Source organism: Micromonospora noduli (assembly GCF_003264365.1).
GTDB lineage: Bacteria > Actinomycetota > Actinomycetes > Mycobacteriales > Micromonosporaceae > Micromonospora > Micromonospora noduli.
Genome location: NZ_PYAK01000038.1, coordinates 42,546 through 53,897, shown reverse-complemented (window position 1 = coordinate 53,897; position 11,352 = coordinate 42,546). Strand labels below are relative to the sequence as shown.

11 protein-coding genes are annotated in these 11,352 nt (G+C 70.9%); 8 read left to right on the top strand and 3 right to left on the bottom strand.

Annotated features, from left to right (window positions below):
- Positions 1 to 671: hypothetical protein (locus GUI43_RS33965; RefSeq protein ID WP_170158782.1), on the top strand; the 671-nt coding region annotated here is incomplete at its 5' end.
- Between the two features lie 160 nt (positions 672 to 831).
- On the opposite strand, the gene GUI43_RS23895 is transcribed toward GUI43_RS33965, so the two are convergent.
- Complete coding sequence (locus GUI43_RS23895; protein ID WP_112699826.1) at positions 832 to 1,347, bottom strand: type III secretion system chaperone family protein; 516 nt, start codon at positions 1,345 to 1,347, stop codon at positions 832 to 834.
- Positions 1,348 to 1,402: 55 nt separating this feature from the next.
- Entirely contained in the window at positions 1,403 to 2,767 is a 1,365-nt protein-coding gene (gene mshA, locus GUI43_RS23890; RefSeq protein ID WP_112605244.1) for a D-inositol-3-phosphate glycosyltransferase, read from the bottom strand.
- A 205-nt stretch (positions 2,768 to 2,972) separates the two neighbouring features.
- On the opposite strand from mshA, the gene GUI43_RS23885 reads away from it, so the two are divergent.
- Positions 2,973 to 3,734 (top strand): SDR family oxidoreductase, encoded by a 762-nt coding sequence (locus tag GUI43_RS23885; RefSeq protein ID WP_091402775.1) that lies wholly within the window; start codon positions 2,973 to 2,975, stop codon positions 3,732 to 3,734.
- A gap of 62 nt (positions 3,735 to 3,796) precedes the next feature.
- Positions 3,797 to 4,585: a class I SAM-dependent methyltransferase gene (locus tag GUI43_RS23880; RefSeq protein ID WP_112584221.1), complete on the top strand. Its 789-nt coding sequence runs from the start codon at positions 3,797 to 3,799 to the stop codon at positions 4,583 to 4,585.
- A 10-nt stretch (positions 4,586 to 4,595) separates the two neighbouring features.
- Here GUI43_RS23880 and GUI43_RS23875 read toward each other — a convergent pair whose 3' ends face one another.
- Positions 4,596 to 5,678, bottom strand: coding sequence for a UDP-N-acetylmuramate dehydrogenase (locus GUI43_RS23875; RefSeq protein ID WP_181518674.1), 1,083 nt, complete (start codon positions 5,676 to 5,678; stop codon positions 4,596 to 4,598).
- Positions 5,679 to 5,747: 69 nt separating this feature from the next.
- On the opposite strand from GUI43_RS23875, the gene GUI43_RS23870 reads away from it, so the two are divergent.
- From GUI43_RS23870 to GUI43_RS23850, 5 genes are all read left to right on the top strand, one after another.
- Positions 5,748 to 6,506: a maleylpyruvate isomerase family mycothiol-dependent enzyme gene (locus tag GUI43_RS23870; RefSeq protein ID WP_112584219.1), complete on the top strand. Its 759-nt coding sequence runs from the start codon at positions 5,748 to 5,750 to the stop codon at positions 6,504 to 6,506.
- Positions 6,507 to 6,725: 219 nt separating this feature from the next.
- Positions 6,726 to 8,030 carry an ABC transporter substrate-binding protein gene (locus GUI43_RS23865; RefSeq protein ID WP_112584218.1) on the top strand — a complete coding sequence of 435 codons (1,305 nt, stop codon included), beginning with the start codon at positions 6,726 to 6,728 and terminating at the stop codon, positions 8,028 to 8,030.
- A gap of 71 nt (positions 8,031 to 8,101) precedes the next feature.
- Positions 8,102 to 9,094: a carbohydrate ABC transporter permease gene (locus GUI43_RS23860; RefSeq protein ID WP_112699825.1), complete on the top strand. Its 993-nt coding sequence runs from the start codon at positions 8,102 to 8,104 to the stop codon at positions 9,092 to 9,094.
- Complete coding sequence (locus tag GUI43_RS23855; protein ID WP_112699824.1) at positions 9,091 to 9,924, top strand: carbohydrate ABC transporter permease; 834 nt, start codon at positions 9,091 to 9,093, stop codon at positions 9,922 to 9,924. Before GUI43_RS23860 ends, GUI43_RS23855 begins: the two co-directional genes overlap by 4 nt.
- Complete coding sequence (locus GUI43_RS23850; protein ID WP_112699823.1) at positions 9,921 to 11,333, top strand: GH1 family beta-glucosidase; 1,413 nt, start codon at positions 9,921 to 9,923, stop codon at positions 11,331 to 11,333. The genes GUI43_RS23855 and GUI43_RS23850 overlap by 4 nt, the downstream gene beginning before the upstream one ends.
- The last annotated feature ends 19 nt before the right edge of the window (positions 11,334 to 11,352 follow it).

Sequence of the window (11,352 nt, the reverse complement as noted above, 5' to 3'; positions counted from 1 at the left end):
CCGTGCGCTTGGCCGCCGCGCTCTTGGCCGGCGCCGCGCGCTTCGCCGCCGGTCGCGCCGGCGCCTTCTTCGCCGGCGCCTTCCGCGCGGGCGCCGTACGCGCCGTCGCTGTCTTACGGGCCGCCGTGGTCTTCCGCGCTGCGGCGGTCTTCCGGGCGGCGGTGGTCCTGCTCGCGGCCGTGCTCTTGCGGGCGGCCGTCGACGTCGCCGCTGTGGTCTTCTTCGCGGCGGTCGCCTTCTTCGCCGGCGCCCTCTTCGCCGCCGCCGTCGACTTCCGCCCGGCGGTCGCCTTCGTTGCGGCGGCCCGCTTCGCGGGCGCGCTCTTGTTCGCCGGCGCGGCCTTCGCGCGGCTCGACGCCGGCCTGGCCGCCGACTTCTTGGTGGCGGCGGCACGACCCGCCGACGCCCTGGTGCCGGCGGCCCGGCCCGACGGGCCGGTGCTGCTCCGACCCGCGCCGGCCCGCATCGAGCGCACCAGCTGTTTCACCAGCTCGGGCTTGCGCAGTGCGGAGATCCCGGAGACCCCCCGTTTACGCAGCTGCCCGCGGATGTCGTCCACCCGCATCCGGGAAATCTCCGACTCGGAGACTCCGGGCGTACCCGGCGTCTGGTTGCCGGCCTGTCGCTTCGTCCTGGTCGCAGTCGCGCCGCGACCTGAGCTGTTCCGCTGAGCCATGGGACGCTCCGCTCCTTGGCACTCCGTCATCGGCGCGCGGGGGTCCCTTGCCGCACCGCGCGGTGCGGCATACCCGTCAGGAGCACTCCGAACCACAGTCAACTCGCCATGCTCGTACTGGAGCCAGGATCGAGTGGCGTCGCCGCGTCGGTGGGTCAGGTTGGATCGGGGCCGGCGCCGGAGGGCTCGAAGAGGTGGGCGAAGGCGGCCAGGTTGGCGGTCGACTCGCCCCGCTTCACCCGCCACTCGTACTCGCGCCGGATCGAACTGCCGAAGCCGATCTCCAGCATCGTGTCGAACGACTCGTCGGCGTACGTGAGCACAGCGCCGAACAGGCGGTCCAACTCGTCGGCGTCCACGCCGGCCGGGTTGACCCGACCGGTCAGGTACACGTCGCCGACCGCATCGGTGGAGAAGGAGACGCCGTACATCCGGGCGTTGCGCTGCAACAGCCAGGCCCACAGCTCCTCGCGGCGCTCGTCCGGCTGGCGCATCACGAACGCCTCGATCCGCAGCGCGTGCTCGCCGACGATCAGGTTGCAGATCGTCTTGAGCTTGTGGATGCCCGGCAGCGTCACCGCGTACGAGCCGGGGCCGGTCGACTCCCAGGCCAGGTCCCGCTCGGCGCAGACCGACTCGATCAGGGTCGCAAGATCGCTCTTCGGGCTCACCGGACCCACTCTACGACCGACCCGGCTCGCGCACCGGGTGACAACGGGCCGCGGGTCACCAGGAGCAGGAGAGCGCCGGGTCACCGGCCAGGTCGGCCGCGAGCCGGGCGCGGTGCCCGGCGATCGCCTCGCCGTAGACACCGAGCAGGCCGGCGACGGTGCGGTCCCAGGAGAAGTGCCGGGCGTGCTGCTCGGCACCTCGGGCCAGCACCGACCGCAGCGCCCGGTTCGGCAGCAGGCTGCCCATCGCACGGGCCCAGTCCACCGGGTCGTGCCCGTCGATCAGTACGCCACTGACCTGGTCCCGGACGGCGGTGACCAGCCCTCCGACGGCGGCGGCCAGCACCGGCGTACCGCAGGCCTGCGCCTCCAGGGCGACCAGCCCGAACGACTCGTTGTGCGACGGCACCGCGACCAGATCCGCCGCCCGGTACAGGGCCGGAAGGTCGTCCCCGGTGAGCGGCGGCAGGAACCGCACCCCGTCGCCGACCCCGAGTCTGGCGGCCAACTCGATCAGGGCGGTCGGCCGGTCCAGCCCACTGCCGCTGGGCCCGCCGCAGATCACCACTGTCACCTTGTCGGCCAGCGCCGGGTCGCGCTCCCGCAATGCGGCGATCGCGCGGATCAGCACGTCGGGGGCCTTGAGCGGCTGGATCCGACCGACGAAGGCAACCACGTACCCGTCGACTGGAAGCCCCAGCCGGCGACGGGCCTGGCGGGCGGCCGCGGACCTGTCGCCCGGCGCGGGCCGGAACCGGGCGAGGTCGACGCCCGGCTGCACGACGGACACCCGGGTCGGGTCGGCGTCGTACCGGTCGAGCAGGTCGCTGGCCTCGACCCGGGTGTTGGCGACCAGCCGGTCCGCCTCGGCGACGACCTGCTCCTCGCCGATGACCCGGGCCTTGGGCTCCGGCCGGTCACCGGCCGCGAGCTGGGCGTTCTTGACCTTCGCCAGGGTGTGCGCGGTGTGCACCAGCGGCACCCCCCAACGCTCCTTGGCCAGCCAACCGACCTGGCCGGAGAGCCAGTAGTGGGAGTGGATCAGGTCGTAGTGGCCGGGCGGGCGGGACGCTTCCGCACGCAGCACCCCGGCCGTGAAGGCGCAGAGCTGACCGGGCAGCTCCTCCTTGGTGAGGCCCTCCAGGGGGCCGGAGGTGATGTGCCGGACCTGCACGCCGGGCGCCATCTCGACCACCGGGGGGAGGTCACCGGAGGTGGCCCGGGTGAAGATCTCCACCTCCACGTTGGCCTCGGCGAGACGCCGGGCGACTTCGAGGATGTAGACGTTCATTCCGCCGGCATCACCCGTGCCGGGCTGGTGCAGGGGGGAGGTGTGTACCGACAGGGTGGCGATGCGGCGCGGCCGAGGCCACGGTCGGGCACCTCGCTGACGCCCGACACCGGTGTGCATTTCCGCCACATCCGCTCCTTCATCACGGTTGATGCCGTCTCGCACGACCGGCGCTTCTCGGTCAACCTGTACGCCGGATGTCATCTTCCCCATCGGGCTTCGGAAATTCCCCAGCGCGGCCCCTCGGCGTGACGGACCTCATCACCGAACGCCCGCCGACGGCTGCCCTACGCCCGGTCGGGGCGGCTCGTACGCCCAGGGTGACAATGTCGGGATGACCTCAGTCGCCATCGTCACCGGAGCGTCCAGCGGGATCGGCGCGGCCACCGCCCGCCGGCTCGCCGCCGAGGGCTTCCACGTGCTCGCCGCCGCCCGTCGCGCCGAACGGCTCACCGACCTGGTCGCCGAGATCACCGCCGCCGGTGGGCAGGCCACCGCCGTGACCTGCGACGTCACCTCGGACGAGTCGGTGGCCCGGCTGGCCGAGGCCGCCGCCCAGGCACCCGGGCCGGTCACCCTGCTGGTCAACAACGCCGGCGGAGCGCGCGGGTTGGACCCGGTGGAGTCCGGCTCGGTCGCCGACTGGCAGTGGATGTACGACGTGAACGTGCTCGGCACCCTGCGGGTCACCCAGGCGCTGCTGCCGGCGCTGGAAGCATCCGGCTCCGGCACCATCGTGGTGGTCTCCTCCACCGCCGGCCTGACCGTGTACGAGGGCGGGGGCGGCTACACCGCCGCGAAGCACGCGCAGACCGCCATCGCCGGCACGCTGCGCCTGGAGCTGTGTGGTCGGCCGCTGCGGGTCATCGAGATCGACCCGGGCATGGTGAAGACCGACGAGTTCGGGCTGGTCCGCTTCGAGGGCGACGCGGAACGGGCCGCCGCCGTCTACGCCGGGGTGCCGGGGCCGCTGGTCGCCGAGGACGTCGCCGACTGCATCGCCTGGTGCGCCACCCGCCCCGAGCACGTCAACATCGACCGGCTGGTGGTCCGGCCCCGGGCACAGGCCGCCCAGCACAAGGTGCACCGGGTCTAGGGAGAAGTGAGCCGGGTTTTCGAGCCCCGCAGTCGCGAACGGAGATTGGCCCGGAGGTCGACATGAGCCCTGCGGCGCGGCGCCGGCCGGTCGGCGTGGTCACCCGCGGCACGACGAACCCGAACCGGCTCCGTCGGGTGGACAACTGGATCGTCGCCACCTGCGCCGACCGGCTGTTGGCGGCGGACGACCCCCTGGTGGTCGACCTCGGCTACGGCGCCACCCCGGTGACCGCTGTGGAGTTGCGCGCTCGACTGGCGGCCGGGGTTCGTCCGGACGTACGGCTGGTCGGGTTGGAGATCGACGCGGCCCGGGTGGCGGCCGCGGCGCCGGCCGCCGACCCACCCGGATTGACGTTCGCCCGGGGTGGGTTCGAGTTGGCCGGGCTCCGGCCGGTGCTGGTCCGCGCGTTCAACGTGCTGCGACAGTACGACGAGAGCGAGGTGGCCGAAGCCTGGCAGACGATGACCGCCGCGCTCGCGCCCGGCGGAGTGCTCGTCGAGGGCACGTGTGACGAGTTGGGGCGGCTCGCCAGTTGGCTGCTGATCGACGCCGACGGCCCTCGGACGCTGACCCTGGCCGCGAAGCTCACCACGCTGGGCAGCCCTGCCGAGCTGGCCGAGCGGCTGCCCAAGGCGCTGATCCACCACAACGTTCCCGGTGAGCCGGTGCACGCGCTGATTCGCGCCCTGGACGACGCCTGGCAGGCCGCCGCCCCGTACGCCACCTTCGGCCCCCGCCAACGCTGGCTGCACGCGGTGACCCGTCTCCGCGAAACCGGCTGGCCCGTCCACGACAACCCCACCCGCTGGCGTCAGGGCGAACTGACCCTCACCTGGCCCCTCCCCTGACCCCGCAGGGTCAGAGGGTGCAGTTGATGAGGACTGGTTCGGGGTGCAGGGTTACGCCGAAGCGGGCGTGGACCTGATCGCGAATGGTGCGGGCCAGGGTGAGCAGGTCGCTGGTGTGGGCGGTGCCGCTGCGGTTGGTCAGGGCCAGGGTGTGCTTGCTGGAGATGGCCACCCCACCCTCGCCGGGGTGGCCCTTGGCGAAGCCGGCCTTGTCGATCAGCCAGGCGGCGCTCACCTTGACCAGACCGTCCGCCCCCGGCCAGGCGGGCGGGTCGCCCAGCTCGGCGGAGCGTTCCAGGAGTTGTTCGTACGTTGCACGGTCGAGCACCGGGTTGGTGAAGAAGGAGCCGACCGAGCGAGTGTCCGGGTCGTTGGCGTCGAGCACCATCCCCTTGCCCGCCCGCAGCCGCAGCACCACCGCTCGGGCGTCGGCCAGCGGCACCTGGTCGCCCACCTCGACACCGAGGGCTCGGGCCAGCTCCGCGTAGCGCACCGGCCCGGAGAGCGGAGACCTGGTGAGTCGGAAGTCGACGGAGAGCACCACCCAGCGGTCCACGTACTTGAAGATGCTGCCCCGGTAGGCGAAGCCGCAGTCCGCGGCGGGGATGACCTGACGGGTGCCCTCGACCCGGTCGTACACCTCGACGCCGGTGATCGTCTCGGCGACCTCCTGGCCGTACGCGCCGACGTTCTGGATCGGGGTGGCACCGGTCGAGCCGGGGATGCCAGAGAGGCATTCCAGCCCGGCCCAGCCGTTGGCGACCGTGGCGGCGACCAGGTCGTCCCACGGCTCGCCGGCGTCGACCCGTACGGTGACCGAGGTGGCGTCCTCGGCGATGACCCGCATGCCACGGGAGCGCACCAGCACGACGGTGCCGGGGAAGCCGGCGTCGCCGATCACCACGTTGCTGCCCCCGGCCAGGATCAGGACCGGCTCCGCCGCGGCGCGTACCGCCTGGACGAGTTCGTCGGCACTGCCGGCGGCCACGATCCGCTCAGCCGGCCCACCCGTTCGGAGGGTGGTGTAGCCGGCGAGTGGACCGGGGATGGCACGATCGGCGTCGGTTGTCGGCTGGGCGGAGGCGTCTGGCACGCCCTTCACCTTAGGCTGACAAGTAGCCGTGGCACCCACTGGTCGCCCGGCACCCCCGGGAGGATGGCGATGAGCAGACTGCAGGGCAGCAAGGATTTCTGGATCGGGGCGCTCCGGACGGAGGGTCCGGCTTTCGCGGCAGCGGTGGCCGAGGCGCCGCCGGAGACACCGGTGCTGTCCTGTCCGGGCTGGACGGTCAACGACGTCACACTGCACATGGCCGGCATCTACCACTGGGTTTCGTCGTTCGCCGGTTCCGGCCAGACCAGCCAGCCGCCTCGGCGGGAGAAGATCGAGGCCGACCCGGGCGTGAACGCGCTCCAGCTGTGGCAGCAGGGTTACGACCGGGTGATGACCCTCTTCGACGGGATCGACCCGGAGGCACCGGCGTGGAACTGGGCCCCGCAGCCGAAGAAGGCCGGTTTCTGGCCGCGTCGGATGGCGCACGAGACGGCCGTGCACCGCTGGGACGCCCAGCTCGCCATCGGGGCTGGCGATCCGGTCGAGGCGAAGCTCGCGGCCGACGGGGTGAGTGAGGTGCTGGACACCTGGCTGCCGGCGGGCCGGCGGCAGGTGCCGGGTGACTGGCACGGGGTGGTGCAGCTCTGCGCGACCGACGCGGCCCAGGAGTGGTATCTGCGGCTGCGCGGCGAGGGGGTGGCGCTGCTCGACACCGCTACCATCTTCGACCACGACGATCACCACGCCCGCGCCCAGGTCAGCGGCACCGCGAGCGACCTGCTGCTGGCGCTCTGGGGGCGGGTGAGCTTCGAGACGCTGGACGTCGTCGGTGACCGCACCCTGTTGGACGGTCTGCGCACCGGCTGACCGACGCACCACGAACGAGGGCGTCACCCCGGCGGGGGTGGCGCCCTCGTCGGCGTTCGGCGTACTGGGCGCGCTGTGCTCCGGCGGCCGTCCATCACGGGACCACAACGCTGAGAGAGCGCTCTCTTGACAGCGGGTTGACGACCCACCACCCTGTCGTGAGAGCGCTCTCTTAGCCATCTGCCATCACCCGCCCGCCTTGAGAGAGGTCGATAAACCATGGCTGTCTTCCCGCGCCGCCGCCTCGCCGCGGTGGCCCTCGCCGCCGCCACCGCCCTGCTCGTCACCGCTGGCTGCGGCGGCGGTGACGAGCCGGGCGACGGACCGGTCACCCTGACCGTCGACGTCTTCGGCCAGTTCGGCTACGAGCAGCTCTACCAGGAGTACATGACCGCCAACCCCGGCGTGAAGATCGTCGAGCGCGGCACCGGCACCAACCTCGACGAGTACTCGCCGAAGCTCACGCAGTGGCTCGCCGCCGGCCGGGGCGCCGGCGACGTGGTGGCCATCGAGGAGGGTCTGCTGGTCGAGTACAAGGCCAATCCGGCGAACTTCGTCAACCTGCTGGACCACGGCGCCGCCGACCTCAAGGGCAACTTCCTGGAGTGGAAGTGGAACGCCGGCCTGACCGCCGATGGCAAGCAGCTCATCGGCCTCGGCACCGACGTCGGCGGGATCGCCATCTGCTACCGCAAGGACCTCTTCCAGAAGGCCGGCCTGCCCACCGAACGGGACGCGGTCTCGAAGCTCTGGCCCACCTGGCCGGACTACATCGCCACCGGCGAGCGGTTCACCGCGGCGAAGACCGGCGCGTCCTTCCTCGACGGGGCCACCAACACGTTCAACACCATCCTGTTGCAGACCGCCGGCAACACGACCGGCTACAGCTACTACGACACCAGCGAGAAGCTGGTCGTCGACAGCAACCCGGCCGTGCGGCAGGCCTACGACACCACTATGGACATCATCGACTCGGGCCTCTCCGGCAAATACGGCTCCTGGTCGGAGGAGTGGGTGTCCGCCTTCAAGCAGTCGAAGTTCGCCACCATCGCCTGCCCCGCCTGGATGACCGGCGTCATCGAGGCCAACGCCGGCGCTGACGCACAGGGCAAGTGGGACATCGCCCGGGTGCCGGGTAACGGCGGCAACTGGGGTGGATCGCACCTCGCCGTTCCCAAGCAGAGCAAGCACCAGGCCGAGGCGATCAAGCTGGCCAAGTTCCTGACCAGCGCCAAGGGGCAGATCGGGGCGTTCAAGGCCAAGGGTCCGCTGCCCTCCTCGCCGCAGGCGCTCGACGACCCGGCGATCACCGGCGCGACCAACGCGTACTTCTCGGGGGCACCGGTCGGCGCCATCTTCGGCACCGGCGCGAAGAGCCTGAAGCCGGTCTACATGGGCCCGAAGAACCAGGCCGTACGGACCGAGGTGGAGAACGCCGTACGGACCGTGGAGCTGGGTCAGCGCAACCCCGCGCAGGGCTGGACCGACGCGGTGACCAACGCGAAGAAGGCCGCCGCCAAGTAGCCCCGAGCGAGCGTGCGGGCGGGCCTCGGAAGCAGAGGTCCCGCCCGCACGACGGAAAGGAGTCCTCGGGCATGACCGTCCAGCTCGACGCCCGTCCGCCGGTCACACCGGCAAGCGGTAGCCCCCGCCAATCCTCGGGTCGGCTCAGTCGATTCGACACCCGCTTCTCGCCGTACCTCTACATCGCCCCGTTTTTCCTGATCTTCGGCATCTTCGGGGCGTACCCGCTGGCGTACACCTTCTGGGTGTCGCTGCACGACTGGGACCTGCTCGGTGCCGACCACCCCTTCATCGGGGCGGAGAACTACACCCGGCTGCTCGCCGACACCGACTTCTGGCACGCGCTTGTCAACACGCTGGGCATCTTCGTGATCTCCACGGTGCCGCAGTTGCTCGCCGCGCTCTGGCTGGCCAACCTGCTCAACCGCGGCCTGCGGGCACGCACCGGTTGGCGGATGGCGGTGCTCGTCCCCAACGTCACGTCCACCGCCGCGGTGGCGATCGTGTTCGGGGTGCTCTTCGGCCGCGAGTTCGGCATGATCAACTGGCTGCTCGACCTGGTCGGGATGGATCCGATCGGCTGGAAGTCCAACCGGTTCGCCTCCTGGGTGGCCATCTCTGCCATGGTCGACTGGCGGTGGACCGGCTACAACGCGCTGATCCTGCTGGCCGCCATGCAGGCCATCCCCCGCGACCTGTACGAGGCGGCGGCGATCGACGGCGCCAGCCGGGCCCGCCAGTTCTGGTCGGTCACCGTGCCGCTACTCAAACCGACGATCATCTTCTGCACGATCATCGCCACCATCGGCGGCCTGCAACTCTTCACCGAGCCCCGGATGTTCCACTCCGGCACCAACCCGATCCGGGGCGGACCGCTGCGCGAGTCGCAGACCCTGACCATGTACATGTTCGAGAACGCCTTCGCCCCGCACTACAACTTCGGGTACGGCTCGGCCGTGGCCTGGCTGCTCTTCGCGCTCATCGCGATCGTCGCGGCGGTCAACGTGCTGATCCTGCGCCGACTCGGCGGCGGGAATCGACCGCAGAAGGGAGCGGCGCGATGAGCCGACTCTGGCGGGCCAGCCCGCTCACCTACCTCGCCCTGGTCGTCGCCGCCGGCCTGTCGGTCTTCCCGATCTGGTGGATGTTCGTCGTCGCCAGCCGCAGCAACGACGCGATGGGCCAACTGCCACCCCCGGTCACCCCCGGCGGCAACCTGGGCGCCAACATCGCCCGCCTGTTCGACAACACCGACGCGTACTTCCTGACCGGCCTGATCAACTCGGCGATCGTGGCCACCACGGTCACCGTCTCCGTGGTGTTCTTCTCCAGTCTGGCCGGGTTCGCCTTCGCCAAGCTCAGGTTCCGTGGCCGCAACGCCATGCTGCTGGTGATCATCGCGACCATGATGGTGCCGACGCAGCTCGGCGTGATCCCGCTCTACCTGCTCATGACCAAGCTGCACTGGAACGACCGGCTGCCCGCGGTCATCGTCCCCGTGCTGGTCACCGGGTTCGGGGTGTTCATGATGCGGCAGTACGCCGGCCAGGCCATCAGCGACGAGCTGATCGAGGCCGCCCGGATGGACGGCTGTGGCACCGCCCGGATCTGGTGGCACGTCGTGGTGCCCGCCCTGCGTCCCGCCGCCGCAGTCCTCGGTCTGCTCACCTTCATGACCACCTGGAACGACTTCCTCTGGCCGTACGCTGTATTGAACGATCCGGCGAATCCGACAGTGCAGCTGTCCCTACGAGCACTGTCGGACGGGTATTACCAGGACATGTCGCAGGTGTTCACCGGAACGGCCATCGCGACGCTGCCCCTGCTACTGGTCTTCGTGTTGTTCGGCCGGCAGATCATCGGCGGAATCATGGAAGGTGCGGTCAAGGCGTGAACGAGCGGAGCGAGCCAACCAACCGGTCCAGCAACGAGATCCGGTTTCCCGAACACTTCCTCTGGGGGGCGGCCACCGCCGCGTACCAGATCGAGGGTGCGGCCCGCGACGACGGTCGCGGTCCGTCCATCTGGGACACCTTCAGCCGTACGCCGGGCAAGGTTTACCAGGGCCACACCGGCGACGTCGCCTGCGACCACTACCACCGGTACGCCGACGACGTGGCGCTGATGGCCGAGCTGGGCCTGCGGGCGTACCGGTTCTCGGTCGCCTGGCCGCGAATCCAACCCGACGGCACCGGCCCAGCCAACCCCCGTGGGCTGGACTTCTACGATCGGCTCACCGACACGCTGCTCGACCGGGGAATCGACCCGATCGTCACCCTCTACCACTGGGATCTGCCGCAGGCCCTGGGTGACCGGGGTGGCTGGACCAACCGGGACACCGCCGAACACTTCGCCACCTACGCCACCGCGGTGTACGCCCGCCTCGGCGACCGGATCGACGTGTGGACCACGCTCAACGAGCCGTGGTGCTCGGCCTACCTCGGTTACGCCAACGGCCTGCACGCTCCGGGCGAGCAGGATCCGGCGGCGGCCTTCACCGCCGTACACCATCTGCTGTTGGGGCACGGCCTGGCGGCGCGGGCGTTGCGGGCGGCCGGCGCGCGCAGCGTGGGCATCACCGTCAACCCGGCCGACGTACGCCCGGCCGACCCGCAGAGCGCGGCCGACGCCGCCGCGGTCCGCCTGGTCGACGGCCTGCACAACCGGATCTTCCTCGACCCCCTGCTGGCCGGCGGCTACCCGGACGACGTCCGCGAGCACGTGGCCCGGATCGTCGAGCCGACGTTCATCCGCGACGGCGACGAGAAGGTGATCGCCGCCCCGATCGACCTGCTCGGCATCAACTACTACGCCCCGAGTTACGTGGCCGGTCGGCCCGATGGTGCCGGCAACGGCGCGTACCCGGGCACCGAGGGAGCTGTGCACTTCCTGCCGCCGGCCGGGCCGCTCACCGACATGGGTTGGATGATCGAACCGGCCGGGCTCACCCGGCTGCTGGAGCGGATCGCCGCCGACTACCCTGGTGTGCCGCTGCTGATTACCGAGAACGGTGGGGCGTTCCCCGACAAGCCCGGCGCCGACTCGCCCGACGGCCCGACGCAGGTGATCGACGCCGATCGCATCGCCTACCTCGACGGGCATCTCCGTGCGGCGCACGAGGCGATCTCCCGGGGCGTGGACCTGCGCGGTTATCTCGTATGGTCATTCCTGGACAACTTCGAGTGGGCGGAGGGTTACCGCAAGCGGTTCGGGATCGTGCACGTCGACTACCTGACCCAGCGGCGCACACCGAAGGCCAGCGCCCGGTGGTACCAGGAGGTGATCTCCCGGAACGGGCTGTGACGAGCGGGGGGAAAGCGCG